This is a genomic window from Gordonia sp. SGD-V-85 (assembly GCF_001456905.1).
Lineage (GTDB): Bacteria > Actinomycetota > Actinomycetes > Mycobacteriales > Mycobacteriaceae > Gordonia > Gordonia hongkongensis.
In genome coordinates, this window is the sequence record NZ_LNQO01000014.1 from 15,618 (window position 1) to 41,178 (window position 25,561).

Sequence of the window (25,561 nt, forward strand, 5' to 3'; positions counted from 1 at the left end):
CCGCAACGGCACGAATCCTCTTGCGAAGATGGCAGGGTGCCACCACGCAGGAGAGTGGACCCCGCCGAGGTCCGGGCCGCGGTGCTGGCGGTCTCGGACTGGCTCGTCGACCCGACCGTGCCGACCCCGGGGCGCGCCGCCCTCGCCGACGCCGTCCGTCGATCGGCCCGGACGCTCGAGCAGCTCGCCCCCGGGAACTCGGTCGAGGTCCGGGTGCCCCCGTTCGTCGCGGTCCAGTGCATCGAAGGTCCCCGTCACACCCGCGGAACGCCGCCGAACGTCGTCGAGATGGCGCCGCGGACCTGGCTGCTCCTCGTCGCCGGCGTCCTCACCTACGACGACGCCCTCGCCGCGGGCCTGGTGGATGCGTCCGGGCATCGCGCGGCGCTCATCGCCGACCTGCTGCCGCTCATCCCGATCGGCCCGCCGGGCGACCGGGAGTAGGAGTGTGATGCATCACTCGACCGGGGCGTCGGGAATGACCCGCCGGTCGACACCGCTGGAAGATTCGCATCGGGAGCCGACCGACCCGTAAACTCACGCATGTCTCCCAGCCCACTCGACGGACCGATTCGCAGCCCCAGGGAGCTAGTCGATGCCTGATCATTCGATCGCCCACATGAACCTGCTCGCTGCCACGACGCCGGCGGGCGGATGCTCCGCACGCGGCTCGGGTGCGATCGATCCGGCCCCGCTGGACGAACCCGAGAACGAACCGCGTGAGGAATGCGGTGTCTTCGGTGTCTGGGCGCCCGGCGAGGACGTCGCCAAGCTGAGTTACTACGGCCTCTACGCCCTGCAGCACCGCGGCCAGGAAGCCGCGGGCATCGCCGTCGGCGACGGCAGCCAGGTGGTCGTGTTCAAGGACCTCGGACTCGTCAGCCAGGTCTTCGACGAGCAGACCCTCGGTGCGATGAGTGGTCACGTGGCGATCGGGCACTGCCGATACTCCACCACCGGCTCGACCACCTGGGAGAACTCCCAACCGATCTTCCGGACCACCGACGCGGGCACCGGCGTCGCGCTGGGCCACAACGGCAACCTCGTCAATACCGCGGACCTCGCGGCGCGTGCGCGGGAGCAGGGGATCAAGAGCTCGGCGGCCACCTCGGACTCCGATGTCGTGGGTGCTCTTCTCGCACACGGCGCCGCCGACAGCTCGATCGAACAGGCCGCGATGGAATTGCTGCCGACCCTCAAGGGCGCCTTCTGCCTGACCTTCATGGACGAGCACACGCTCTATGCCGCGCGGGACCCGCACGGCGTGCGGCCGTTGTCGCTCGGCCGCCTCGACCGCGGCTGGGTCGTCGCATCGGAGACCGCCGCGCTGGACATCGTCGGCGCGTCGTTCGTCCGCGACATCGAGCCGGGCGAACTGCTTGCCATCGACGCCGACGGCGTGCGCAGCACGCGCTTCGCCGAGCCGACCCCCAGCGGGTGCGTCTTCGAATACGTCTATCTCGCCCGGCCCGACTCGGTGATCCACGGCCGCTCGGTCCACTCGACCCGCGTCGAGATCGGGCGGCGCCTCGCCAAGGAACACCCCGCCGAGGGTGACCTGGTCATCCCGGTACCGGAGTCGGGCGTGCCGGCGGCCGTCGGATTCGCCCAGGAATCCGGGATTCCGTACGGCCAGGGACTGATGAAGAACGCCTACGTCGGCCGCACCTTCATCCAGCCGTCGCAGACGATCCGCCAGCTCGGTATCCGCCTGAAGCTCAATCCGTTGCGCGAGGTGATCCGCGGGAAACGGCTCGTCGTCGTCGACGACTCGATCGTGCGCGGCAACACCCAGCGCGCGCTCATCCGGATGCTGCGTGAGGCCGGCGCCGCCGAGGTGCACGTCCGCATCGCGTCGAGCCCGGTCCGGTGGCCGTGTTTCTACGGGATCGACTTCGCGTCGCCGGCGGAACTGATCGCCAATGGCATGGAGTCCGAGGCCGGGATGGTCGAGGGGGTCCGCCAGGCCATCGGTGCGGATTCGCTGGGCTACATCAGCATCGACGAGATGATCAACTCCACCGGCCAGGCCGCGTCGAGCCTGTGCGCTGCGTGCTTCGACGGCAAGTACCCGATCGAGCTGCCCAAGGAGACCTCGATGGGCAAGGCGGTCCTCGAACAGATGCTGGCGAGCGCGGCCGGCGACCGCTCGGTGGACCCGCTGACCCAGCCGAACGACAACGTCAGCGCGGTCATGCGGCCCTGATTTCGTGCCGCAGGCCCTCCGGTACCGTATGACCCGTCGGCGAACACGCCGGAAACAACGTTCGACCGATATTTTCTGGAACGGGAGTGCTGCGGTGATGACGGAGCGGGATGCTGCTGCCGACGAGACGGCCGGGACCTCGACACCGGCGTCGTATGCGGCGGCCGGGGTCGACATCGACGCCGGTGAGCGGGCTGTGGAACTCATCGCGCCCCATGCCAAGCGTGCGTCTCGCCCGGAGGTTCTCGGCGGGATCGGCGGCTTCTCCGGCCTGTTCGCACTCAAGGGCAACTATCGGGAGCCGGTCCTGGCCGCTGCCAGCGACGGCGTCGGCACCAAGCTCGCCGTTGCGCAGGCCATCGACAAGCACGACACCGTCGGCCGCGATCTCGTCGCGATGTGTGTCGACGACCTGGTCGTCTGCGGCGCCGAGCCGCTGTTCCTGCAGGACTACATAGCGGTCGGCAAGGTGGTCCCCGAAACGGTGGCCCAGATCGTCGCCGGCATCGCCGACGGCTGCGTCGAAGCCGGTTGCGCCCTGCTCGGCGGCGAGACCGCCGAACACCCCGGCCTGATGCAGGACAACCACTACGACATGTCCGCCACCGCGGTCGGTGTCGTCGAGGCCGACAACGTGCTCACCCCGGACCGCGTCCGCGCCGGTGACGTCGTCATCGGCATGGGGTCGTCGGGATTGCATTCCAACGGGTATTCGCTCGCCCGCAAGGTGCTGCTCGAGTGGGGCCACATGGACCTGTTCGGCCACGTCGAGGAGTTCGGTCGCACCCTGGGGGAAGAACTGCTCGAGCCGACCCGGATCTACGCCCGCGACTGCCTGGCCCTGATCGCCGAGGCTGACGTGCGTACATTCGCGCACATCACCGGCGGCGGCCTCGCCGAGAACCTTGCGCGTGTGATCCCGAACGGGCTGGTGGCCGAGCTCGAGCGCAACACGTGGACGCCGGCCCCGATCTTCGCGCTCATCGGTCAGCGCGGCCGGGTCGAACAGCTCGAGATGGAACGCACCTTCAACATGGGCGTCGGCATGGTGGCGGTCGTCGCGCCGGAGGACACCGACCGCGCGCAGGCCGTGCTGACGGCACGGCACGTCGACAACTGGGTCCTCGGCACCGTCAAGCGCGCGAGTGACCGCTCGGACAACGACTCTCGCGTGACCCTGCTCGGGGAGCACCCGCGCTTCTAGCGATCGGTGAATCCGCAACTCTCGCAGGAGTATTGGAGCGGGGGGGGCAGCCGCACACACAACACCGACGCCCGCCGGAGGGGATTCCCTCGGCGGGCGTCGGTGTCTGTTCATGACGGGATCACCCCGGAACGTGCGCATGAGCACGCACCACCCATCAGAAACGGGTGGTGCGTGCGAAAACATGGTCCCGCGTCGCCGCGGGTCCGCTCATGCGGAGAAAATGTGGGGTGATCCCGGGCGTCGAGAGATCAACGCCCGAAGAGTGTGCGCGTCAAGCGCGTCGCCACTCCTCTTCGTCCACCCAGTCGTCCACCGGATCCGGTCGTTCTACAACCGGATCGCCCTGTCCGGAGAGCTCACGCTGCAAGCTTTCCAGGTCGGTGTTCGGAGTGGAGTACTTCAGCTGACGTGCAACCTTCGTCTGCTTTGCCTTTGCCCGGCCGCGGCCCATATGGGACCCCCTCGCACAATGACGGGGCGGCCAAACAATTGGCGGCCCCGTTCTCTTGAAGTAATTCTGTCGTGGGGACCAGTCTAGCGCGCCTCTAGGATTTGTGTTGTCCACCCTGTGTTGCCGCGCCGACGCGTCTTTCCGACTTGTTCACCATCTTGGTCGCCTCGCGACGGACCTTGGCGGGTAGATCGTCCTGCGCGAGCAACGACCGGATCGCCTCGACGTCACCGCCGGCGAGCAGATCACGCGACCGCACGCCATGATCGGGGCGGTAAACGACGGTGATCCGATCGCCCTGCGCCACCGTGCCGTTGCGGACAACGCGCAGGTAGGTGCCGAAATCTGCCTGCGCCAGGAACCGCTTCATCCACCGTGGCTCGCCCGCCCACACCGCGAAGGTCTTGCATGGGACGCGAGGGATGGTCACCTCGAGGACCAGCCCGTCGGTGCCGACTTCCCATCGCTCCCCGACGACTGCATCGGTGACCGCCATCCCGTCGATGCGCAGGTTCTCCCCGAACCATCCGTAAGGAAGCTCACGTCCGAGCTCGTCGGCCCATCGGCGCGCCTCGGGATCGGCGTAGGCGTACACCGCCTGATCGACGCCGCCGTGGTGTCGCTTGTTACCCACGTGGTCGTCGACGAGACCGAGTTCGTCGACGTCGAGGCGCCCGCTGCGGGGCCGCTTGTCGATGGCGGAGGGGCCGATTCCCTCGAGGATCACGTCGTCGCCGGCCGCGCACACGGCCAGCACCACACCCGTGCTCAACCGTTGCGTCCCGGCGCCGCCGAACCGCTGCGGAGTCGTTCCACGGCCGCGCGTCCCGCCTGGACCCGATCGTCGTCGCGGATCGAATCCGGATCGATCCGCGCGCTGACGGCGGACTCGGCCCCGACCGACAACTCCACGTCGGCGCCGACGTTGCGCTTGACGAGTGCCAGCGCGATGGGACCCCACTCATGGTGGTCGACGACCGTGCCCACCCGGCCGACGGTTCGTCCGCCGGCGGTGACCGGGTCGCCGGGGACGGGTCGCTCGTCGACGCTCCCGTCCAGATGCAGCAGGACCAGCCGTCGAGGCGACTTGCCGAGGTTGTGGACGCGTGCGACGGTCTCCTGGCCGCGGTAGCAACCCTTGTCCAGGTGGACCGCGCCGAACTCGTCCGGACCGCCGATCCAGTCGACCTCGTGCGGGATCGTGCGTTCGTCGGTGTCGGCGCCGAGCCGGGGTCGGCGGGCGGCCACGCGCAGGGCTTCGAAAGCCCAGCTGCCGGCCATTCGCGCGCCGGCCTCGGTCAGCGTGTCCCACCAGCGGGTCAGCACGTACTCGGGCACCACGAGGTCGACGACCGGCAGGTCCCGGTCCCCGCCGAGCGGGGGCATGCGCCGCCAGAAGCCGAGCGGTTCGTCCTCGTGGTGCGACTCGGGCAACCCCCCCGCCTGGTACACGACGGCGTCCGCGCCGATCTCCAGGAGATCGGCGACCGGACCGTCGAGGGCCCCGGGCCCGATCAGCGTGAGGACCTTCATGTCCGAACGCGCGGCGGGTTCGGCCTTGGCCCAGAACACCATCTTGGTCAGGAAGTCGAGCAGCGGTCCGCCGCGCGAACCCTCGGTGTCGATCCACGTCACGCCGTCGATGTCGGTGAGGACGAAATGCTCTTCGACACGACCGTTGAGGTCGAGAGAGAGGTCCTCGGCGCTCGACCGGTCGGCGAGGGTGGCGATGTGCTGGCTGCTGATGGTGTGCAGCCAGGTCAGGCGTTCGGCGCCGGCGATCTCGAGAACGGCGCGGTCGGACCTGTCGACGATGATCACGCCACGTTGTGCGGCTCGTTGTTCGCCGAGGGGGTCGCCGTAGTGCCACGCGGTGTCGGCGGAGAGGAGGTCGCCGGGGCCGGGCACCGCCCCGCCCTCGGAATGCCTGGTCAGGATGGGTGAGCGGCTCACGCGTCGATTCTACGGGTCGATTCGGCGCGGGGCTGCGACGCATGACAACCTTCTATCCATGGCGGATTCGATCCTTGTCTCCCTCGACGGCACCCGACACGATGCCGACGCTCCCTTCCTCCACGCCGACGACCTGGCCGCGGTGCGCGGTGACGGCATCTTCGAGACGCTTCTCGTGCGCGGCGGCCGGGCGCGATGCGTCCGACTGCATCTCGAGCGACTGGCCCGGAGTGCGGCCGCGATGGAACTCGACAAGCCCGATCTCGACGAGTGGCGGGCGGTGATCGAGACCGCGACGCAGGCGTGGACGGAGAAGCACGGGTCGTCGGGTGAGGCACTGCTGCGGCTCGTCTACTCCCGCGGACGCGAGCACGGTTCGGCGCCGACCGCGTACGTCACCGTCGACGCGGTGCCCGACCGGGTGTCGGCGGCGCGTGCGGACGGTGTCCGGGTGGTCACCCTCGCTCGCGGCTTCTCGATCGACCTCGCCGCCACGGCGCCCTGGCAGCTCCTCGGCGCGAAGACCCTCAGCTACGCCACGAACATGGCGGCCCTGCGCCACGCGTCGGCCGAGGGTTACGACGACGTGATCTTCGTCAGCAGCGAGGGCGCCGTCCTCGAAGGGCCCCGAGCCACGGTCGTCGCCGTGTACTCCGACACCCTGGTCACACCGCCGACCGAGATCGGGATTCTCGAATCGACCACCGTGCGTGCGGTTTTCGATGTCGCGGAACAGGAGGGGTGGACGACCAAGACCGACGTCCTACGGCCCGAGGATCTGGTGGCGGCCGACTCGGTCTGGCTGGTCAGCAGCGTGACCCTCGCAGCGCGGGTCACCCATCTCAACCGGTATGTGATGCCGGTTCCCGCAGACGCCGCCAGACTCACCGATCTGGTCGATCGGGCCGTCTCCGTGGACGACAATTGATCCCGGTCACCCCTACCTGATCTCTTCCGCCTGGGACACACACCCGCGTGGGTGAGAGGGAAGACACCGCTTCGAGCTGGTCGGCGGGACCTTTGGCGCTTGTGAAGGCTTAGTGACCAGGCGTAACGTCGCGCCTACGACCTACTACTACCGCTAGTAGTAGGTACCCGGCAGGTTTCGACCTGCCCCCGCAGCCCGGGGGCCGGCAACTCGATTCGAGGCGATATGGACGCTCTGGACGTCTCCAGATGGCAATTCGGGATCACGACCGTCTACCACTTCATCCTGGTGCCGTTGACGATCGGCCTCGCGCCGATGATCGCGGTGATGCAGACGGTGTGGCATGTCACCGGCAACGAGCAGTGGCTGCGGGCCACCAAGTTCTTCGGGAAGCTCTTCCTGATCAACTTCGCGCTGGGCGTCGCCACTGGGATCGTCCAGGAGTTCCAGTTCGGCATGAACTGGAGCGAGTACAGCCGGTTCGTGGCCGATGTCTTCGGCGCGCCACTGGCCCTGGAGGGTCTGGTCGCGTTCTTCCTGGAATCGACGTTCATCGGGCTCTGGATCTTCGGCTGGGACCGGTTGCCGCGCCGGGTGCACCTGGCGTGTATCTGGTTGGCCGCCATCGGCGTCAACGCCTCGGCGTACTTCATCATCGCCGCGAACTCGTGGATGCAGCACCCCGTCGGGGTCGTCTGGGACGAAGAGCGCGGCCGGCCCGCGATGAACGACTTCCTCGCGGTGCTCACCAACAACACGACCCTCGCGGCCTTCCCGCACGTCATCGCAGGCGCCTTCCTCACCGCGGGTACCTTCGTCGCGGCCATCGGCATCTGGTGGATGGCGCGGAACTCGTGGCGGGCGAAGAAGATCCGTGAGGCCGCCGAAACCGGTGACGTAGGGGATATCCCGGACAGCACGTCGCCCAGCCACGTCGACGCGACACCCGAAGCACTTGACAAGGATGCCCGCGACCTCTGGCGGCCGGTCACCAGATTCGCACTCTGGGTGACCATCATCTCCGGCGTCGCGCTGTTCGTCACCGGGGACCTACAGGCGCAGATCATGTTCAAGCAGCAGCCGATGAAGATGGCGTCCGCGGAGTCGTTGTGCGAGACCGAGACCGGTCCGGGATTCTCGGTCCTGTCGATCGGTCGACAGAACAACTGCGAGAACATCGACCACGTCATCGAGATCCCCAAGATGCTGTCGTTCCTCGCGAATCACGACTTCGACTCCACGCTGCAGGGCGTCGAGGAACTACAGGAGCAGTACACGCAGGCGTTCGCCGGTCAGCCGAACGTGCCGGCGAACCAGAACTTCGCCCCCAACCTCTTCGTCACCTACTGGGGTTTCCGGGCGATGATCACGTGGGCGCTCGGCTCGGTCGTCGTGGCGCTGGGCGGACTCTGGTACACGCGACGCAAGCGGGTGGTCGAATCCAGACGGTTCGGGTTCATCGCCCTGCTGATGATCCCGACCCCGTTCCTGGCCAACAGTTCCGGCTGGATCTTCACCGAGATGGGACGTCAGCCGTGGGTGGTCGCACCCAACTGGGAGGACGATCTCGATCCGCTCCGGATCAGCATGCTGGTCCAGAACGGCGTCTCCAACCACTCGGCGAGCACCGTGCTGGTCACCCTGATCGGCTTCACGCTGCTCTACGGCGCCCTCGGGGTCGTGTGGTTCATGTTGCAGCGGCGCTACATCATCGAGGGTCCGGCCGCGCACGATTCGCGACCACCAGGACACACCGACGACGATGACGAATCCGATTCCGATGAGCCCAAACAGCTCTCGTTCGCGTACTAGAGGAGCGTGGTCATGAGTCTCGAAGAAGTCTGGTTCCTGGTCATCGCGTTCCTGTTCGTCGGGTACTTCGTACTGGAGGGCTTCGATTTCGGCGTCGGCATGCTGATGCCGTTCCTCGGCGCCAGCCACACCGGCGGCGATGACAAGGTCGCCGCCGACGATCCCGAGGCCGACCCCGACAAACGACGCCGCGCGCTTCTCAACACGATCGGCCCGGTCTGGGACGGCAACGAGGTATGGCTGATCACCGCGGGCGCCGCGCTGTTCGCGGCGTTCGGCGGTTGGTACGCAACCATGTTCAGTGCGTTCTACCTGCCTCTCTTCCTCATCCTGATCGGGCTCATTGTGCGGGTCTGCGCGATCGAGTGGCGGGGCAAGATCAACAATCCGCGTTGGCGCATGTGGTGCGACATCGGAATCGGCCTGGGGTCGTGGATTCCGGCGATCCTGTGGGGTGTGGCGTTCGCCAACATCGTGCGCGGGCTCCCGATCGACGCCGATGCGCAATACACCGGCGGGTTCTTCAACCTCCTCAACCCGTACGCCCTACTCGGCGGCGCCACCACAGTGCTCGCGTTCCTCACCCACGGCGCGGTGTTCCTGTCGCTGAAGACCTCCGGTGTCCTACAGGAGGATTCGGCGCGCTACGCCGCTCGACTGGCGTGGCCGACCCTCGTCGTGGCCGCCGTGTTCCTGCTGTGGACGCAATTCGAGTACGGCAGTTCGTGGACGTGGATCCCGGTGCTGATCGCGGCCGTCGCCGCCGTGGGGATGGTGGTGGCCACGCAGATGCGCCGTGAGGGTTACGCATTCGCGTTCACGTTCATCGCGATCGCCGGCACGGTTGCCACGCTGTTCGCCGCGCTGTTCCCGAATGTGATCCCGTCCACCCTGAATCCGGAGTGGAACCTCACCATCGAGAACACATCGTCGAGCGACTACACACTCACGATCATGACGTGGGCGGCCGTGCTCGTCACCCCGGTGGTGATGGGCTACCAGGCCTGGACCTACTGGGTGTTCCGAAAGCGACTGTCGGTCGCGCACATCCCGGACCCGGCCGGACTTCCGTCGTTGCGAATCCCGAGCAAGTGAGACGCACCGCCCGGCCCCCGCTCGACCCCCGGCTGCTGCGGTATTCGCCGACGACGCGGCGGTATGTCGGGGTCACCGCGGCGTTCGCGGTGGCCGAGGTGGTGGCGATCATCGTGGTGGCCGCGATGGTGGCGTCGATCGTCTCCGAACTGATCGTGTCGCCCGGAGCGCGGTCGTTCGCCGCGCAGGGCGTTCACCTGACCGTGCTGGCCGCAGCACTGGCGGCCCGGGCCGCGATGGCCTACGGACACGACCGATACGCGCACCGCGCCGCCGAGCGTGCGATCGCCGAGATGCGTGCTGAGGCCCTCGATGTCCTCACCGATCCGGCCCGCACGTCGCCGCGATCGCTGACGGCGATCCGCGAACACGCGAGCACCGTCCTCCTGCGCGGGCTGGACGCCCTCGGGCCGTATCTGTCGGGCTACCTACCGGCCCTGGTGGCCGCGGCGGTTCTGACGCCGACGGTCACGGTGGTCATCGCGTTCGCCGACTGGCCGTCGGCGCTCATCATCCTCGTCACCCTGCCCCTCATCCCGCTGTTCATGGTGCTCGTCGGACTGATGACGCGCGATCGCACCACACGCAAGCTGGCGACGATGAGCCGGCTGAGTGCCCAGCTCCTCGACCTCATCGCCGGATTGCCGACGTTGCGCGCACTGAACCGGGCCGGCGCCCCGGCGGTTCGGGTCGGTGAACTCGGTGAAGCCCACCGCCGCAGCACGATGAGTTCGCTGCGGGTCGCGTTCCTGTCGGGCGCCGTCCTCGAGTTACTGGCCACGCTCTGCGTCGCACTGGTCGCCGTGGGGATCGGTCTCCGTCTGGTCTATGGCGAGATGTCGTTGTACGCGGGCGTTTTCGCGTTGATCCTGGCGCCGGAGGCATACCTGCCGCTGCGTCGGGTCGGCATGCAGTTCCACAATTCCACCGACGGCCTCACCGCAGCCGAGCAGGTCTTCGAGCTCATCACACCGCAGTCTGAGGCGGCCACGCTGTCCGCCACCGGGAATCGTGGGGTCAGCGTCGCAGGCGAACCGATCACCGTGCTCGACGTCGGCATCCACGGGCGCGACGGCTGGGCACCGGAGTGCCTCCGCACGACGATCGAACCCGGGGCGCTGACCGTGTTCGCCGGACCGAACGGGTCGGGCAAGTCGACGATGCTGGCGGCGATGATGGGCCTGCTCGCTCCGGACGCGGGTTCGGTGCTGATCGGGTCCATCCCGGTCGGTCAGGCCGATCCCGCGGCGCTGCACGAACAGATCGCCTGGCTGCCCCAGCAACCGGTGATCGTGCCGGGCACGGTCGCCGAGAACCTGGAGCTGTTCGGCGCGCTGGACCGCGACGCCTTCGAATCGGTGTCCGCGGCTACCGGCTTCGCGGCGGTCCTGGGTGGACTGCCGGGCCGGTTCGGCACGGTGCTGGGAACCGGCGGGGTCGGGCTCTCCGCGGGACAACGGCAACGCCTCGCCCTGACCCGAGTCCTCGCCTCGCCGGCGCCGCTGCTGCTGCTCGACGAACCGACCGCCCACCTCGACGAGGCGTCCGAGCGCGACGTGTTCGCCGCACTCCGCGATCGCGCTCGGGCCGGGGATACCGTCGTCGTGGTGGCGCACCGGGGAGTCGCCCGCGAGTACGCGGACCGGGTGGTGGACTTCCCGGTGGCCACCGGCACCGCAGCCGCGGGCACGGCCGAGGAGGTGGACCATGCGCGGTGATCCGTTGATCCGGGCCCTGGGCTTCCTCGGCCTGCGCCGGCGTCCCGCGCTCACCGCGCTCGCGCTCGGTGTCGGCGGCTCGCTCTCGGCCCTCTTCCTGGCGGCGCTGTCGGCCTGGCTCATCACCCGTGCGTGGCAGATGCCGCCGGTGCTGTACCTGTCGGTCGCGATCACCGCGGTCCGGGCGCTGGGTATCTCGCGCGGTGTGTTCCGCTATCTGGAACGGCTGGCGACCCACGATCTCGCTCTGCAGGCCATGGCCACCGCGCGGCAACGGGTGTACACGGCGTTGGCGTCGGGCGCACCGGGTTATTCGGTCACGCTGCGGCGGAGTGAACTGCTGAACCGGACCGGTGACGACGTCGACGAGATCGGGAACGCCCTCATCCGCGGCCTCATCCCGATCGGCATCGGTGCCACGACATCGCTTGCGGCAGTGGTGGTGATGGCGCTGGTCTCGGTGCCCGCGGCCGTGGTGCTCGCACTCGCGCTGGCCGTCAGCGGCGGTGTGGCGCCGTGGCTGGCCGCACGCGGTGGTGCCCGGTCGATCCGCGACGGCGCGCAGGCCGCGTCCGAGGCCACGGAGGCCGCCACGACGGCGCTGTGGCACGCGCCTGAACTCGTCGTCGCACGCAGACGCCATCACGCGCTGGCAGCGGCCGCAGCGGCGGATCGCCGCCATCTCGACGCCACGGACCGGGGTATCCGGTGGCAGGCATCCGCCGCGGTGGCGACTCCGCTGGCATTGGGTGCGTCGCTGATCGCGGCATGCGTCATCGCCGTCGAATTGGCCTCGGCGACCTCGGGTTCGCTCGCCGGGGTGAGTTCGGGGGCTGGACTGACGCCGATGATCCTCGGTGTGCTCGTCCTGCTGCCGCTGTCGGCCTTCGAATCCACCGCGCCGCTCACCGAGGCCGGGCTGCAGATCGAGCGGAGCCGACAGAGTGCGGCCCGGCTCATGGCGCTGGTGGACGGGGCGCACGCCGACGGAACAGTCGATGTAACCGACGCCGAGGTGTATCGGTCTCCGGTGCGCCTGAGGACCACGGGCTTGCGCTGGGGACACCGGGATCGGGAGGTCCTCGGTCCCGCGGCGGGCGTGGATCTCGACCTGCGACCTGGTTCGCGTCTGGTGGTCACCGGCCCGAGCGGGGCGGGGAAGTCGACGCTGCTCCTCACCCTCGCCGGGTTGTTGCCGCCGATGGCCGGGGACGTCGAGGCGGTCGACGTCGGCGACGGTTCGATCGTCGGGTTACGTTCGGCGGGATGCTATTTCGCCGAGGAGGCGCACATCTTCTCGACGTCGGTCCGCGAGAACCTGCGCGTCGCCCGCGGTGACATCACCGACGAGGAGATCGACACCGCGCTGGCGGCCGCCGGGCTGCAGCGCTGGGCCGCAGCACTTCCCGACGGTCTGGACACCGTCCTCACCGGTGGGGCCGATGCGATGAGCGGCGGGCAGCGGCGGCGACTGCTGCTCGCCCGCGCACTGCTGCATCCCGCGCCGGTCGTCCTGCTCGACGAACCGACCGAGCATCTCGACGAGGCGGACTCCGACGAGCTGTTGCGGCGCCTCCTGGGGATCGAGCGGGACCTGTTCGGGCCCGACCGCATCGTCGTCGTGGTGACGCACCAGCCACCGGCCGATACCGGGGCGGCAGCGGTGCTCGAGTTGGCGGGCGGTGCTAGCGTCTACCGAGCGTGACGGGACGCCGCGCTCCCACCCGCCGGCCGAGCCTCCCACCCGCTGGCCGAGCCTTCCACCCGCTGGCCGAGCCTCCCACCCGCTGGCCGAGCCTGTCGAGGTCACCAGGTGGCTTCGACTCGGCGCCTCGCTGCGCTCGGTGCCGGCTCAACCAGCGGTGGGGCGCGTAGCGAAGGTATCGCGCTCCTACGCGCTGGCCGGGCCTCCCACCCGCTGGCCGAGCCTCTACCCCGCTGGCCGAGCTTGTCGAGGTCACCAGGTGGCTTCGACTCGGCGCCTCGCTTCGCTCGGTGCCGGCTCAACCAGCGGTGGGGGCGTAGCGAAGGTGTTGCGCTCCCACCCGCTGGCCGAGCGTCCCACCCGCTGGCCGAGCTTGTCGAGGTCACCAGGTGGCTTCGACTCGGCGCCTCGCTGCGCTCGGTGCCGGCTCAACCAGCGGGGGTGGTGGCTTCGACTCGGCGCTCGCATCAAGAACAAGAACCGGGGCCGGACGTACGCGTCGTCCGGCCCCGGTTCCCCCCTGTGAGAGGCGGGAGGTCTAACCCATGGACACCTCGTATCCCATCGGCAGCATCGTCGACTTGTGCTCGAGGAACGACTCGAGGCCTTCTCGGCCGTTCTCACGGCCGATGCCCGAGTTCTTGTAACCGCCGAACGGTGACTCGGGATCGATGGCGTACCAGTTGATCCCGAAGGTTCCGGTGCGGATCTTGGTGGAGATCTCGATACCGCGCTCGACGTCGTTCGTCCACACCGTGCCGGCGAGTCCGTAGCTCGAGTCGTTGGCGATGGCGATGGCCTCGTCGACGTCGTCGTAGGCGATCACCGACAGCACGGGCCCGAAGATCTCCTCCTGCGCGATGGCCATGTCGTTGGTGACGCCGGTGAAGATCGTGGGGGTGAGGAAGTAACCGGAGTCGAGTCCGGCCGGCCGCTCGCTCTCGAGAACCGCGGTGGCGCCGGCCTTCTTGCCGAGTTCGACATACTCCTCGACCTTGTTCCGCTGGTTCTCGGTGATCAGCGGTCCGAGCTGGGCCTCCGGATCGGACGGCAGCCCGACCTTCATCGCCTTCGCCGCCTCGACCATCGCGGCCACGATCTCGTCCTGTCGGCTGCGCGGCACCAGGATTCGCGTCTGCGCGACGCATGCCTGGCCCGTGTTGAACAGGCCGAGGAACGTCAGCATGAAAGCGTTCGCGGCGAGGTCGACGTCGTCGAGGACGATGGCGGCCGACTTGCCGCCCAGCTCGAGCGAACACCGCTTGAGGGTCTGGGCGCAGGCGGCGCCGATCGCCTTGCCGGCCGCGGTCGAACCGGTGAAGGTGATCTTGTCGACGTCGGGATGCGCGACAAGCGCCTGCCCGGTCTCGGCGCCGCCGGTGACCACCGAGATCGCCTCGGCGGGCACGCCCGCCTCGATGAACAGCTGCGCGATGTAGTTGCCGGTCATGGGGGTCTCGGGTGCGGGTTTGAGCACCACCGAGCAGCCCGCGGCCAGTGCGGCACCCATCTTGTTGCAGGTGATGAACAGCGGGACGTTCCAGGCGCAGATCGCGCCGACGACGCCCACCGGTTCGCGGGTGATGCGGGTGGTGCCGAACAGGCCGGTGCGGTATTCCTCCCACTGATAGTCACGGGCCGCGTTGGCGTAGGCGCGCAGGACACCGGTGCCGGGGAGCTGTTGGAGGGTGCTGATCGCGCTCGGCGGCGCGCCCATCTCGGCCGACACGAGCGCGGTGATCTCGTCGCCCCGCTCGTCGATCAGATCGGCGACCTTCGCGATGATGTCGGCGCGCTGTGCGGGCGGCGTCGAACTCCAGACCCCGGAGTCGAAGGCCGCGCGCGCCGCGCGGACCGCGGCGTCGACATCGGTGGCGTCGGCGAGCGGTACCGAACCGACGCGCTCACCGGTGGCGGGGGAGTGGACCTCGAGGGTCTCGGTGGAATGGGGATCGGCCCATCGGCCGCCGATGAGCAACTGGGGTTGATCGCCCCCGCCGGTGAGGGTGGCGGGTTGGGACTCCACGGTCTCGGTCATTACGCGTGTGCTCCTCAGAGGACGGGGCCTGTCCGGGCGTGGGCGGCCGACAGCCGCCGACGGACAGGTGTGAACTACGGCACACGCAATACTAGAACACGTTCTAACTCTGATGCCAGGGGTGGTCGTCAGGAACTCCCGAAGGCCACCCGGGCCTCCATCCCCTGCATCACGTCGTGGAGGATCTCGATCTGATCGGTCGGGTCCTCGGCCTCGAGGAGTCGTTGCTGGTCATGCGGTTGTCCCGCCGTCTGCGCCGCCCACCGGTGGATGGGCGAGAGGTCCGCGGCCCGGGGATCGGAGTCGATGAGGGCGAAGGCGGCGATGATCGGCTCGGGGTCCTCGCCGGCGGCGCGGAACTTCCGCCGGATCAGCTCGCGGTGTCGTTCGGCGAGGTCGCGCAGACGGGCCAGATCGGAGCGGCTCGGGGTCCGCTCGGGCAACACCGTGATGCGGGCGCGCGGATATGGATCGTCGGGCAGCCACTCCTCGACCCGGAACCGGCGTCGGCCGATCGCGGTCAGCGTCGCGCGGCCGTCCGGCAGCCGGTCGGTGATCTCGGCGTGCGCCAGGGTGCCGACGCGGCAGCGTGACTCGCCGCCGCCGACCTCGGAACCGCGCTCGATCAGCACCACGCCGAATCGGACCGTGGGTGGGTCGGACGAGGTGTCGACGTGGTCGTCGAGCATCTGCCGATAGCGCGGTTCGAAGATGCGCAGCGGCAGTTCCGCGCTCGGCACCAGGGCGGTGCCGAGCGGGAACATGGGCGCGACGAGCGACTCGCCCGCCGCCGGTTCAGGGGTCAGGGCGTGCTCGTCTCAGGACTTGGGCCGCGCGTCGAGCACGACCTCGAACTCGAGCAGATCGGCACCCGAGGCGACCGGCTTCGCGCGCTCACCGGAGTGCGCCTCACGGGCCGGGCCCGCCGACCAGGCCTGGAAGTCCTCTTCGGACTCCCACTCGGTGACGACGAAGTAGCGGTCGTCACCCTTGACCGGACGCAGCAGCTGGAATCCGAGGAACCCCTTGGACCCGTCGACCGAGTGGGCGCGATTGGCGAACCGCTTCTCCAGTTCGGGGCCTGCGCCCTCGGGGACGGAGATGGCATTGATCTTCACAACAGACATGCGTCCACCATAGGCGCTGCGCGGGTCCGGTCGTCTGGAGAACCACGACACGGCGGTCGGGCCCCGTGCCGCTCGTCGGTGGCACTGCGGTTCTGCGACTACAGTTCTGGCATGTTCGACGGTGAGGTTCCGCAGGAGACCGGACTTCGCGACCACGGTGGTCCCGAAGTCGCGGACGACGCGAACGGATCGTCGGCCGCAGTCGAGCGCGCGGCGCCGCCCATCGTGTTGCTGCACGGCCTGATGGGCCGCGGACGGACATGGCGCCGCCAGGTCCCGTGGCTGCGCCGGTACGGCCGGGTGTTCACCTACGACGCCGCCCTCCACACCGGCGCCGACGCCGAAGAACCCTGCGACGACGGCGAACTCGCGACGGAGCGGTTCGTCGCCGATCTCGCGGAGGTCCTCACCTGGATCGACCGCGGGCCTGCGGTCCTCATCGGGCATTCGATGGGAGCCCTGCACGCCTGGTGCGCGGCGGCGGAGTACCCCGAACTCGTCTCGGCGCTGGTCGTCGAGGACATGGCCCCCGACTTCCGCGGCCGGACCACCACGAGCTGGACCCCGTGGTTCGAGTCCTGGCCGGACCGATTCGCCTCCGAGGCCGAAGCCGTCGAGATGTTCGGGCCGGTGGCCGGCCGCTACTTCTTCGAGGCCTTCGACGACGGCCGGTTACACGGTCGGATTCCGTTGTGGGCCGCGATCGCCGAGGAATGGGGCCGACGCGACTTCTGGACGCAATGGCGTTCGGTCGGCGTGCCGGCGCTGCTGATCGAGGCCGAGCACGGAGTGACCCCGCCGGGGCAGATGCGGACGATGTGCGCGGTCAACGACCACGCCCGGTACCTCCGCGTGCCGGATGCCGGACATCTGATCCACGACGACGCGCCACATGTGTATCGCGGTGCGGTGGAGGCATTCCTGTCCGGCCTCGACCGCTGAGACCGCTGCGCAACGTAATTCGGGGCGTACACGACGAATCGTGTACGCCCCGAGGAGGAACGGGTGGCGTCAGGCGGGGTCGGCCGGCGCGATGGGCGCGCCGTTGAGCCGGCGCCAGCAGTGCACCAGGAACAGCTGGGCCACCGGAGCCGCGACGATGAGTCCCACGTAGCAGAGGAGCACGCCGACGAGGTTGATGGCGTAGGTGACCAGCAGGGTCAGGATCGAGTCGCCGACCTTCGACTTGGTCAGCTCGAAGGACGCCTTCATCGCGTTGATCGGCGACAGGCTCTTGTCGATGGTCGCGACCACCGAGAACATCAGGAAGAACATCGCGATGATGCCCGGGATGATGCACAGCGCGTAGCCGATACCCGTGATGAGACCGACGAGGATCGCGGTGCCGATGACCGGCCCGAAGCGGATCGGGGTCAGGAACGACTTCGCCGTCACCGGTTCGCCGTTGGCCACCCGGACCGCGCCGGAGATGATGCTCGCCTGGATGTACAGCAGGCCCAGGATGAAAACGAGGTACACCAGGCCGAGGAGGATCCCGCCACCAAGGCCGAGTGACGTTTCCTCGTAGTAGAAGCCATTGCCGTAGTCGACGGTCTCGGTGGTGCCGAAGAGCGAGACCGCGGAGAACCCCACCGCGATGAGTGCCGCGCCCAAGAGGAACACCGCGAGGCCCGGCAGGATCATCGCGCCGACGTTGTTCTTGAACTTGCCGAAGGCCCACGAGAACGCGGTGCCCACGTCGATCTTGCCCGAATCTCCCGGCGCGCCGTAGGGTTCCGGGGCTCCGGGATAGGCCCCGGCGTCGCCGTACTGCGGCCCGCCCGGAGGCGGTGGAGGCGGGGCCTGGCCGTACTGCGGCTGCGGCGGCGGCTGCTGGCCGTACGGCGGTTGCTGGGGAGGCTGCTGCCCGTACTGCGGCGGCTGCTGCCCGTACTGGGGCGGCTGCTGCCCGGGGAAGCCGCCCGGTTGCTGCGGGTCCGGCGGCGGGACAGGGGGATACGGCGGCTGACTCATGGATCGGGACATTAGCAACGATCCGGGCGTGGTGGGAGACTATCTCCGAACGATCAAACGACTGGTCAATGAACCCGGCACGGATTATGAGGTCTGTCGGCACCGGCTCGAGCGGAGTTCCGGTACAACCGTCTCGGTGCCGTTCGGCGGAGTCCCGGCGGAGTTATGCCTCGCCGGCGAGGCAGTAGCGTCCGCTCGCGGTGATCTCCACGAGCCCGTCGACAAGCAGCGAATCCAGGGCCCGGTCACGCTGGGCGGTGTCGGAGGTCCACACGACGTCGAGTGCGGCGCGGTCGACGGCGTCGTCGGTGTTGCGCAGGACATCGAGGAGCAGACCGCGCACCTGACGGTCGGTGCCGGCGAACTTCTGCACCCGGCGCGGCGGTCCGGAGTGCGCCGGCCGGCCGAGGCCGACCCAGGTGCAACCCTCGACGAGAGGGCACTTGTCGCACTTGGGGTTTCGAGCCGTGCAGACGAGCGCGCCGAGTTCCATCAGCGCCGCCGAGAAGCGTGGCGCCGACGCGGCGTAGGTGCCGTCGTCGGACCGGGGGAGCAGCGCCTGCGCGTCGGCGAGATCCCGCCGCGACGGATTCGCCGGTTGTTCGCGCCCGTGAACCGCGCGGACGATGACCCGCCGGACGTTGGTGTCGACCACCGGCACGGCCTGTCCATAGGCGAAGCAGGCGACCGCCCGTGCGGTGTAGTCTCCGATACCGGGCAGTCCCAGCATGGTCTCGACATCCTCGGGAACCCGATCGCCGTGGTCGGCGGCAAGCACCTTGGCGCACTCGTGAAGGCGGAGCGCGCGTCGGGGGTAGCCGAGCTTGCCCCACGCCCGCAGGACCTCCCCGGCCGGTTCGACCGCCATCGCCGAGGGGACCGGCCACCGCCGGACCCACTCCCGCCAGGGTTCGACCACCCGGGACACCGGCGTCTGCTGCAACATGATCTCGCTGATGAGGATCTGCCAGCCGCTACACGACGGGTCACGCCACGGAAGATCCCGTTCATGCATATCGAACCAACCGAGCAGATGGCCCGATGGCACACTATTGGGCATGACCGCAACGACACCACGGCAGGCCTGGCGCATCCTGCGCGACGGCAACAACCGATTTGTGACAGGTGAATCTCAGCATCCCAGCCAGGGTATCGAGGACCGGGCGCGACTCGCCGGGGGCCAGCATCCGCACGTCGCGCTCTTCGGTTGCGCCGACTCGCGCCTGGCGGCCGAGATCATCTTCGACCAGGGTCTCGGCGACATGTTCGTCGTCCGCACGGCCGGTCAGGTCATCGACTCGGCGGTCCTCGGTTCGCTCGAGTACGCCGTCGAGGTGTTGCAGGTGCCGCTCATCGTGATCCTCGGACACGACAGCTGCGGCGCGGTGAAGGCCACCCTCGACGCGCTCGACGACAACCAGATCCCCGGCGGTTACATCCGCGACGTCGTGGAACGGGTGACCCCCAGCATCCTCGCCGGCCGTAGCGAGGGCCTGACACGAGTCGACGAGTTCGAGGCCCGCCATGTGGTGGAGACCGGGCAGCTGCTCATGCAGCGCAGCCGGATCATCGCCGACCGGATCAGTACCGGCCGCCTGGCGATCGTCGGCCTGACCTACCAACTCAGCGAGGGTCAGGTGAACGTCCAGGGCGTGTACGGGGACATCGGTGAACGCCCGGCGCCCACCGCGGTGGCAGCCGAGTCTGCCTGACGTCGTATTCGTCTCCGCATGCGGTGGACCTGAAGGCGAACTCTAGACTTTGCCTGCTCGGGACCGCTTTCCCGCTGCGACACGCCGCACGTGATGAACCAGAAGTCAAGACCCGGCCGTTAGCGTTGTGGTCGTGATCGAACCCCAGGGCCCGCTGCCACCCGAGATCTACTGGCGACGCCGCGTCGTCGCCGCGGGTGGTGCGCTGGTCGTGGTCGGTCTGGTCGTCGCACTGATCGTGTGGATGACGTCGGGAAGCGGGGATCCGCAGAACACCGCAGCCACCGCGAGCGTGTCGTCGAGCTCATCGGCGTCGTCGACGACATCCGCGCCGCCCGCGTCGGAACCGCAGGCGGGTGGCGCCTCCGGTGAACCGGATGCGGGGGGCGGCGCCGGCGGCGGGGCGGGTGCTCCGGCGGGGCCGCCCGCGGGGTCCGCGACCCCGGTCGAATCGGCAAGTCCAGCAGGCGTTCCCGGAGCGGCCGGCGGGCCGGCCCTGTGCCCGGATCAGGCGATCTCGGTGGTCCTCTACACCGACAAGCCCACCTACACGATCGGACAGAACCCGGTGTTCACCATCGTGACCACCAACGCGGGACTGTCCGAGTGCACCCGCGACGTCGGCAAGGCCGTGCAGAACGTCATCGTCCGCACCCTGGACGGTACCCGGACGCTGTGGTCGGCGCGCGACTGCTCGCCGCTGAACACCGTCAACAACGTGGTGCTCAAGCCTGCGCAGCAGGTCAAGGACACGATCACCTGGTCGGGCACCACCAGCAGCCCCGGTTGCGAGCGCCCGCGGACCCAGGTGCCCGCCGGCTCCTACTCCGCCATCGGCAAGATCGGCGAACGCGAATCGTTCCCGATCACGTTCAACATGGTCGCCCCGGCCCAACAGCCCTGAGCGACGGTCACCTTCGCCGGGCCAGGCGACTAGTCGTAGCGCTCGATGCTGGTCTCGGCCAGGCGGGACAGTCCCTCACGGATGTGGCGGGCCCAGATGCTGCCGATACCCTCGACCGCCTGCAGGTCGGCCGACGAGCTCGCGAGCAGCGCCTGTAGGGTCCCCAAGCTGCGCACGAGCCGGTCCACGTGGGCGAACTGCAGTCGCGAGATCCGGGCGAGCAGACGGTAACCGCGGGGACTCATCGCCGTGTCCTGGGCCTCGATCGTTGTCGGGTACCCGAAGGCCCCGGCGAGCAGGGTGAGGTCGAGAAGGTCTGCGTCGCTGAGGTTCTCGACGACCTCGAGCGCCTGGCGGACATCCTCGGCGGTCGCCGGCTCGGGGCTGGCGTAATAGTCGCGGACGAGCAGTTCGCGCATGGTGTCGTTGTCGCTGATCAGCTCCTCGAGCTGCAGGCTGACCTGCCGGCCGTTCACACCGAGTTCGAGGACGTACTCCTCGATCTCGGCCGACACACGACGGACCATCTCCATGCGCTGGGCGGTCGACATCGCGTCGCGCAGCAGCACGTAGTCCTCGATCTCCGCGCGCGACAGCGCCGAGATCACCTCGTCGAGCCGGGCCTTGTACCGCTCGAGGGTGGCCAGCGCGACGTTGGCGCGGGACAGGATCGGGTCCGGGCTCTCGACGACCCGGCGGGCGCCGTCGACGTAGACGCTCACGATCGACATCGACGCGCTCACCGAGATCACCGGATGCCCGGTCTGGATGGCGGTCCGCTCCGCCGCGCGGTGGCGGGTGCCCGACTCCTCGGTCGGGATGGAGGGATCGGGGACCAGCTGGACGTTGGCCCGCACGATGCGCTTGCCGTCGGTGGAGAGCACGACGGCGCCGTCCATCTTGGCGAGCTCACGCAGTCGCGTCGGGGCGAACTCGACGTCGAGGTGGAAACCGCCGTCGCAGATCTTCTCGACGTCGGAGTCGTGCCCCAGCACGATGAGGGCGCCGGTGCCGCCGCGCAGGATGCGTTCGAGGCCGTCACGAAGCGGCGTGCCGGGCGCGACGCGCGCCACCGTGTCGCGCGTCAGCTCGGATCTGACCACCTCGGCAACCATGACTTCCCTCCAGCTACCCGTCCGTCCCCCGCGGGGACGGCGCCCACCCGCGCAAGGCCGGATGCCCGCGACATCGGCCGTTCTGATGGTGACTAGGGTACCGGGATGTGAAGAGCAGCAGTTTCGTGGTGCCCGACGACCTGGACGAGGTGGAACGCCACCCGAAGGCGGCCAAGCCGGGCGAACCCGTCCGCATGCACAACCCGACCTGCTACGGCTGCGGACCGGACTCCCCGCAGGGCCTGCATCTGGTGGTGCATGCGGGTGAGGGGTTCACCGTCGACGCGTCGATGGAGGTCGAGACCCGGATGGAGGGCGGCCCCGGCGTCATCCACGGCGGCATCCTGAGCACCGCGTTCGACGAGGTGATGGGCACGATCCCGCTCCTGATCGGGCCCTCCGGGGTGACGGTGCATCTCGAGGTGGATTACATCCGGCCCATCCCGGTGGGCTCGACGCTGCAGTTCACCGGCACCTTGCTGGGCCGACAGCGCCGCAAGATCTTCACCGAGGCGGTCGCCCACATCGGTAATCCGGACGAGCCGGTGGCCAGCGCACACGCGATCTTCGTGACGATCGATGTGCGGAAGCACTTCGCCGCCCATGTCGAGAAGAGCGCCCGGGCGGAGGAGTACAAACGCCGGATGTACCCCTAGGCGTAGCGGCCAGGGGGACGGGTCAGAAGGGCGCGTCCACCGGATCGGCGTCGCGGAGACCGACGGCGTCGCCGAGGTTCGCCACACGCAGGATCCGGATGCCCGTCGGCAGTTCCTCGTCGGTGGCCGCGGGGATGATCGCCTCCCGGAAGCCGAGTCGCTTCGCCTCGGCGAGTCGGCGCGCGACGGCCGAGACACGACGGACCTCACCGCCGAGCCCGACCTCGCCGATGACCACCGTCGACTGCGGGATCGGCTGGTTCTTCACCGTGGAGTACACCGCGAGCGCGATCGCGAGATCGGCGGCCGGCTCGGTCACGCGCATGCCGCCCACCGTGGAGAGATACACCTCGCTCTTCGCGATCTGTTTCAGACCCCCGCGTGCCTGCAGTACCGCGAGCACCATCGAGACGCGGTTCATGTCCAGGCCGGAGACCGCCCGGCGCGGAATGTTCATCTCGGTGCCGTTCGCCAGCGCTTGGACCTCGCCCACCAGTGCGCGTTTGCCGTCCATGGTCACCAGGGTGGCGCTGCCGCTCACATCCGAATCACGTTGATGCAGAAAGATTCCGGAGGGATCCGGGACCTGATGGATGCCGTCGTCGCGCTGTTCGAAACACCCCACCTCGTCGGCCGCCCCGAATCGGTTCTTGACACCGCGGACCATGCGCAGCGTCGAGTGCCGGTCACCCTCGAACGCGAGTACGACGTCGACGAGGTGCTCCAGCGACCGCGGCCCGGCGACCGCGCCCTCCTTGGTGACGTGGCCGACGAGGATGACCGCGACCCCGCGGTTCTTGGCGAGCGAGACCAGTGCGGTCGTGACCGCCCGGATCTGGGTCACGCCGCCGGTGACGCCGTCGGCCCCGGAGGCGACGAGGGTCTGTACCGAGTCGACGATCATGAGTGACGGCGCGACGGAGTCGACGTGGCCGAGGATCGTCGCGAGGTCGGTCTCGGCGGCCAGGTAGACGTTCGGATGCACCGCGCCGGTGCGCTCGGCCCGCATGCGGACCTGCCCGGCAGATTCCTCGCCGGTGATGTAGAGCGCCGTGCGGTCCTGTGCCGCCCAGTGTTTGACGGCTTCGAGCAGCAGCGTCGACTTGCCGACGCCGGGCTCACCGGCCAGCAGGATGACCGAGCCCGGGACGACGCCGCGGCCCAGCACCCGGTCGAGCTCGCCGATGCCCGTGGGGATCGCGGCGGACGATTCGGCGTCGACCTCGGTGATGCGCAGAGCGGGGCTCGACGGTGCGACCGCCGCGGTCGAGCGCGCCGACGGTGCCGGCCCGGCCACCTCGCCGATGGTGCCCCATTCGCCGCACTCGGGGCAGCGGCCCACCCACTTGGGCACCTGATGGCCACACGCGGTGCAGCGGAAGGACGTCTTGGTTCTGGCCACCCGGTCAGCCTTGGTTGTAGAAGGTCGGCTCGGCGTTACGTGCCACGTCCTGGCGCTCGAGCTCGGCGCCGCCGTCGACCGGGGCGTCGACGGTGGTCTGGCCGGCATCGACCCAGCGGCCGTCGGCCTCGCGCTTCTCGAACACGAACGTCAGCTCGGTCGTCAGACCCGCCGCGACCGTGTCACCGGTGTTGTCGAGCTCGACGCTGAGGCGCTTCTCGAACTCGGGGTTGGCGCCGACCGGGGTGCCGCCGCGCAGCGCCCCGTTGGGCGGGATGACGCGGTCATCGGCCTCGGCGCCCTCGATGAAGGTGACCTGCCCCTCCTCGGGGTTGATCCCCTTGAGTCGGTAGTAGACCAGCGGATCGGAATTGGCGATGACGAACGCCAGCTCGAACGGTCCGCCGTCGCCGAAGACCGTCGATGCGTCGTTCTCGGGGTAGAGGATCTGCACGTCGCGGAGCTCGAGTTCGTCGTAGTTGACGTTCGCGCCGTTGATCGCGGGCAGCTGATTGGCGGTCTGCGAGATCTGACCCGCACCGCAGCCGGTGGTGCCGAGGGCGACGGCGATGCCGATCGCGGCAACCGCGGTCACCATGCGAGATGGCCGAACCGCCGACCGCCGCGCGGAAAGTGATAGCACTGACACCCGATCCTCCCAGGTCAAACGAAGCCGACATGCAGCGCGCGAAACCCTGCACTACGCAGCGTAGTGGGCGCGGTGCGGAAAAGTCCGGCCGGGTACCCGATTGGTCTGTCGCCGTCGCCGGCGCCACGGCCCCGCAGCGGTCGCCGGGTGGTCGCCGGGTGGTCGAGCCCACGTCGTCCCAGGGGTCGGCGGGCGGTGCCGGGGAGCCCGGTCGACACCGTGGTGGGGCGTACCCCGCGCCAGGCCGACGGGGAGCTCCGGTGGGGTAGCCCACCCTCACCGCGCACCCCTCGCGACCTCGCAAGAGCCTGTCATGAAACCTGTTCACCGCGTTGACCTGCACCGTTGGGTGGGTGCCTCGGAACGCCCGTGCTAGACTGGCTTCACTCGAAAGGGGCAAGGAACATTGAATTTCAAAGTTGGCGACACCGTCGTTTACCCCCATCACGGTGCTGCCCGGGTCGAAGACATCGTGACCCGGACCATCAAGGGTGAGCAGATCGAATACCTTGTTCTCAAGGTTGCCGACGGTGACATGACCGTTCAGATTCCCTCGACGAAGCTCGAGTACGTGGGCGTTCGCGACGTAGTCGGGCAGGAAGGTCTCGATCAGGTCTTCCAGGTTCTGCGGGCCCCGCACACCGAGGAGCCGACCAACTGGGCGCGCCGGTTCAAGGCGAACCAGGAGAAGCTGATCTCGGGCGACATCATCAAGGTCGCCGAGATCGTCCGCGACCTCTGGCGTCGCGAACAGGATCGTGGGTTGTCGGCCGGTGAGAAGCGGATGCTGACCCGAGCCCGTCGCGTTCTGGTCGACGAGTTGTCACTCGCCCAGAACACCGACGACAAGAAGGCCACCAGCATGCTGGACGAGGTCCTCGCCGCCGCGTCCTGACCGCCGGTCGCACC

The 25,561-nt window shown here is 68.8% G+C and carries 24 protein-coding genes; 13 read left to right on the forward strand and 11 right to left on the reverse strand.

Features of this window, described 5'->3' with window-relative positions:
* The first annotated feature begins 36 nt into the window (after positions 1–36).
* The 3 genes from AS181_RS16185 to purM all read left to right on the forward strand — a co-directional run bounded on the left by AS181_RS16185 (position 37) and on the right by purM (position 3,410).
* Positions 37–444, forward strand: a complete 408-nt coding sequence (locus tag AS181_RS16185; protein ID WP_058252590.1) for a sterol carrier family protein — start codon at positions 37–39, stop codon at positions 442–444.
* A gap of 151 nt (positions 445–595) precedes the next feature.
* Positions 596–2,206, forward strand: a complete 1,611-nt coding sequence (gene purF, locus AS181_RS16190) for an amidophosphoribosyltransferase (RefSeq protein WP_058252591.1) — start codon at positions 596–598, stop codon at positions 2,204–2,206.
* Positions 2,207–2,303: 97 nt separating this feature from the next.
* On the forward strand, positions 2,304–3,410 hold the full coding sequence (purM, locus tag AS181_RS16195; RefSeq protein ID WP_058252592.1) for a phosphoribosylformylglycinamidine cyclo-ligase: 1,107 nt from the start codon (positions 2,304–2,306) through the stop codon (positions 3,408–3,410).
* A gap of 274 nt (positions 3,411–3,684) precedes the next feature.
* Here purM and AS181_RS24620 read toward each other — a convergent pair whose 3' ends face one another.
* The 3 genes from AS181_RS24620 to ygfZ form a co-directional block, all read right to left on the reverse strand.
* Positions 3,685–3,864: a DUF3073 domain-containing protein gene (locus tag AS181_RS24620; RefSeq protein WP_010842099.1), complete on the reverse strand. Its 180-nt coding sequence runs from the start codon at positions 3,862–3,864 to the stop codon at positions 3,685–3,687.
* Positions 3,865–3,958: 94 nt separating this feature from the next.
* Positions 3,959–4,636 carry an MOSC domain-containing protein gene (locus tag AS181_RS16200; RefSeq protein ID WP_231742502.1) on the reverse strand — a complete coding sequence of 226 codons (678 nt, stop codon included), beginning with the start codon at positions 4,634–4,636 and terminating at the stop codon, positions 3,959–3,961.
* On the reverse strand, positions 4,633–5,817 hold the full coding sequence (gene ygfZ / locus AS181_RS16205) for a CAF17-like 4Fe-4S cluster assembly/insertion protein YgfZ (RefSeq protein ID WP_058252594.1): 1,185 nt from the start codon (positions 5,815–5,817) through the stop codon (positions 4,633–4,635). Before ygfZ ends, AS181_RS16200 begins: the two co-directional genes overlap by 4 nt.
* Positions 5,818–5,875: 58 nt before the next feature.
* Here ygfZ and AS181_RS16210 point away from each other — a divergent pair, with 58 nt between their 5' ends.
* The 5 genes from AS181_RS16210 (at position 5,876) to cydC (ending at position 13,075) form a co-directional block, all read left to right on the forward strand.
* The gene (locus tag AS181_RS16210) at positions 5,876–6,745 is read left to right on the forward strand and encodes an aminodeoxychorismate lyase (RefSeq protein WP_058252595.1); all 870 of its coding nucleotides are present in this window, start codon (positions 5,876–5,878) and stop codon (positions 6,743–6,745) included.
* A 225-nt stretch (positions 6,746–6,970) separates the two neighbouring features.
* A complete protein-coding gene (locus AS181_RS16215) occupies positions 6,971–8,557 on the forward strand; it encodes a cytochrome ubiquinol oxidase subunit I (protein ID WP_058252596.1) in 1,587 nt (528 codons plus the stop codon).
* A gap of 12 nt (positions 8,558–8,569) precedes the next feature.
* Positions 8,570–9,652 carry a cytochrome d ubiquinol oxidase subunit II gene (cydB, locus tag AS181_RS16220; RefSeq protein ID WP_058252597.1) on the forward strand — a complete coding sequence of 361 codons (1,083 nt, stop codon included), beginning with the start codon at positions 8,570–8,572 and terminating at the stop codon, positions 9,650–9,652.
* Positions 9,649–11,370, forward strand: a complete 1,722-nt coding sequence (cydD, locus tag AS181_RS16225; RefSeq protein WP_058252598.1) for a thiol reductant ABC exporter subunit CydD — start codon at positions 9,649–9,651, stop codon at positions 11,368–11,370. The genes cydB and cydD overlap by 4 nt, the downstream gene beginning before the upstream one ends.
* A complete protein-coding gene (gene cydC / locus AS181_RS16230; RefSeq protein WP_058252599.1) occupies positions 11,360–13,075 on the forward strand; it encodes a thiol reductant ABC exporter subunit CydC in 1,716 nt (571 codons plus the stop codon). Before cydD ends, cydC begins: the two co-directional genes overlap by 11 nt.
* A gap of 538 nt (positions 13,076–13,613) precedes the next feature.
* Here cydC and AS181_RS16235 read toward each other — a convergent pair.
* The 3 genes from AS181_RS16235 to AS181_RS16245 form a co-directional block, all read right to left on the reverse strand.
* Positions 13,614–15,113 (reverse strand): aldehyde dehydrogenase, encoded by a 1,500-nt coding sequence (locus AS181_RS16235; protein WP_058252600.1) that lies wholly within the window; start codon positions 15,111–15,113, stop codon positions 13,614–13,616.
* 128 nt (positions 15,114–15,241) lie between these two features.
* Positions 15,242–15,877 (reverse strand): LON peptidase substrate-binding domain-containing protein, encoded by a 636-nt coding sequence (locus AS181_RS16240; protein WP_058252601.1) that lies wholly within the window; start codon positions 15,875–15,877, stop codon positions 15,242–15,244.
* A 54-nt stretch (positions 15,878–15,931) separates the two neighbouring features.
* On the reverse strand, positions 15,932–16,240 hold the full coding sequence (locus tag AS181_RS16245; RefSeq protein WP_035717146.1) for an antibiotic biosynthesis monooxygenase family protein: 309 nt from the start codon (positions 16,238–16,240) through the stop codon (positions 15,932–15,934).
* A 111-nt stretch (positions 16,241–16,351) separates the two neighbouring features.
* On the opposite strand from AS181_RS16245, the gene AS181_RS16250 reads away from it, so the two are divergent.
* Positions 16,352–17,182 (forward strand): alpha/beta fold hydrolase, encoded by an 831-nt coding sequence (locus tag AS181_RS16250; RefSeq protein ID WP_058252678.1) that lies wholly within the window; start codon positions 16,352–16,354, stop codon positions 17,180–17,182.
* Between the two features lie 69 nt (positions 17,183–17,251).
* On the opposite strand, the gene AS181_RS16255 is transcribed toward AS181_RS16250, so the two are convergent.
* On the reverse strand, positions 17,252–18,214 hold the full coding sequence (locus AS181_RS16255) for a hypothetical protein (RefSeq protein WP_058252602.1): 963 nt from the start codon (positions 18,212–18,214) through the stop codon (positions 17,252–17,254).
* A 163-nt stretch (positions 18,215–18,377) separates the two neighbouring features.
* Positions 18,378–19,274 carry an A/G-specific adenine glycosylase gene (locus AS181_RS16260; RefSeq protein ID WP_058252603.1) on the reverse strand — a complete coding sequence of 299 codons (897 nt, stop codon included), beginning with the start codon at positions 19,272–19,274 and terminating at the stop codon, positions 18,378–18,380.
* On the opposite strand from AS181_RS16260, the gene AS181_RS16265 reads away from it, so the two are divergent.
* Together AS181_RS16265 and AS181_RS16270 are read left to right on the forward strand one after the other, a co-directional pair.
* Positions 19,273–19,926, forward strand: a complete 654-nt coding sequence (locus AS181_RS16265) for a carbonic anhydrase (protein ID WP_058252604.1) — start codon at positions 19,273–19,275, stop codon at positions 19,924–19,926. The two genes, AS181_RS16260 and AS181_RS16265, sit on opposite strands and share 2 nt — an antisense overlap.
* Positions 19,927–20,059: 133 nt before the next feature.
* Complete coding sequence (locus AS181_RS16270) at positions 20,060–20,830, forward strand: hypothetical protein (protein ID WP_058252679.1); 771 nt, start codon at positions 20,060–20,062, stop codon at positions 20,828–20,830.
* Between the two features lie 29 nt (positions 20,831–20,859).
* On the opposite strand, the gene disA is transcribed toward AS181_RS16270, so the two are convergent.
* Positions 20,860–21,945, reverse strand: coding sequence for a DNA integrity scanning diadenylate cyclase DisA (gene disA, locus AS181_RS16275; protein ID WP_058252605.1), 1,086 nt, complete (start codon positions 21,943–21,945; stop codon positions 20,860–20,862).
* A gap of 107 nt (positions 21,946–22,052) precedes the next feature.
* Between disA and AS181_RS16280 the strand changes: the two genes are divergently transcribed.
* A complete protein-coding gene (locus AS181_RS16280; RefSeq protein ID WP_055475229.1) occupies positions 22,053–22,601 on the forward strand; it encodes a PaaI family thioesterase in 549 nt (182 codons plus the stop codon).
* A 22-nt stretch (positions 22,602–22,623) separates the two neighbouring features.
* Here the strand turns inward: AS181_RS16280 and radA are convergent, their stop codons facing one another.
* Together radA and AS181_RS16290 are read right to left on the reverse strand one after the other, a co-directional pair.
* The gene (gene radA, locus AS181_RS16285; protein ID WP_058252606.1) at positions 22,624–24,003 is read right to left on the reverse strand and encodes a DNA repair protein RadA; all 1,380 of its coding nucleotides are present in this window, start codon (positions 24,001–24,003) and stop codon (positions 22,624–22,626) included.
* A gap of 4 nt (positions 24,004–24,007) precedes the next feature.
* Complete coding sequence (locus AS181_RS16290) at positions 24,008–24,601, reverse strand: hypothetical protein (RefSeq protein ID WP_058252607.1); 594 nt, start codon at positions 24,599–24,601, stop codon at positions 24,008–24,010.
* Positions 24,602–25,058: 457 nt separating this feature from the next.
* Here AS181_RS16290 and AS181_RS16295 point away from each other — a divergent pair, with 457 nt between their 5' ends.
* Positions 25,059–25,547, forward strand: a complete 489-nt coding sequence (locus AS181_RS16295; protein ID WP_058252608.1) for a CarD family transcriptional regulator — start codon at positions 25,059–25,061, stop codon at positions 25,545–25,547.
* Positions 25,548–25,561 lie beyond the last annotated feature (14 nt).

What these genes read in the sequence shown, in the direction of transcription:
- disA (WP_058252605.1), bottom strand. Translation starts at nt 21,945, where the DNA reads ATGGTTGCCGAGGTGGTCAGATCCGAGCTGACGCGCGACACGGTGGCG.
- purM (WP_058252592.1), top strand. Translation starts at nt 2,304, where the DNA reads ATGACGGAGCGGGATGCTGCTGCCGACGAGACGGCCGGGACCTCGACA.
- AS181_RS16215 (WP_058252596.1), top strand. Translation starts at nt 6,971, where the DNA reads ATGGACGCTCTGGACGTCTCCAGATGGCAATTCGGGATCACGACCGTC.
- AS181_RS24620 (WP_010842099.1), bottom strand. Translation starts at nt 3,864, where the DNA reads ATGGGCCGCGGCCGGGCAAAGGCAAAGCAGACGAAGGTTGCACGTCAG.
- AS181_RS16210 (WP_058252595.1), top strand. Translation starts at nt 5,876, where the DNA reads ATGGCGGATTCGATCCTTGTCTCCCTCGACGGCACCCGACACGATGCC.
- AS181_RS16245 (WP_035717146.1), bottom strand. Translation starts at nt 16,240, where the DNA reads ATGTCTGTTGTGAAGATCAATGCCATCTCCGTCCCCGAGGGCGCAGGC.
- AS181_RS16265 (WP_058252604.1), top strand. Translation starts at nt 19,273, where the DNA reads ATGACCGCAACGACACCACGGCAGGCCTGGCGCATCCTGCGCGACGGC.
- AS181_RS16250 (WP_058252678.1), top strand. Translation starts at nt 16,352, where the DNA reads ATGTTCGACGGTGAGGTTCCGCAGGAGACCGGACTTCGCGACCACGGT.
- cydB (WP_058252597.1), top strand. Translation starts at nt 8,570, where the DNA reads ATGAGTCTCGAAGAAGTCTGGTTCCTGGTCATCGCGTTCCTGTTCGTC.
- cydC (WP_058252599.1), top strand. Translation starts at nt 11,360, where the DNA reads ATGCGCGGTGATCCGTTGATCCGGGCCCTGGGCTTCCTCGGCCTGCGC.
- purF (WP_058252591.1), top strand. Translation starts at nt 596, where the DNA reads ATGCCTGATCATTCGATCGCCCACATGAACCTGCTCGCTGCCACGACG.
- AS181_RS16260 (WP_058252603.1), bottom strand. Translation starts at nt 19,274, where the DNA reads ATGCCCAATAGTGTGCCATCGGGCCATCTGCTCGGTTGGTTCGATATG.
- AS181_RS16255 (WP_058252602.1), bottom strand. Translation starts at nt 18,214, where the DNA reads ATGAGTCAGCCGCCGTATCCCCCTGTCCCGCCGCCGGACCCGCAGCAA.
- AS181_RS16290 (WP_058252607.1), bottom strand. Translation starts at nt 24,601, where the DNA reads ATGGTGACCGCGGTTGCCGCGATCGGCATCGCCGTCGCCCTCGGCACC.
- AS181_RS16240 (WP_058252601.1), bottom strand. Translation starts at nt 15,877, where the DNA reads ATGTTCCCGCTCGGCACCGCCCTGGTGCCGAGCGCGGAACTGCCGCTG.
- AS181_RS16235 (WP_058252600.1), bottom strand. Translation starts at nt 15,113, where the DNA reads ATGACCGAGACCGTGGAGTCCCAACCCGCCACCCTCACCGGCGGGGGC.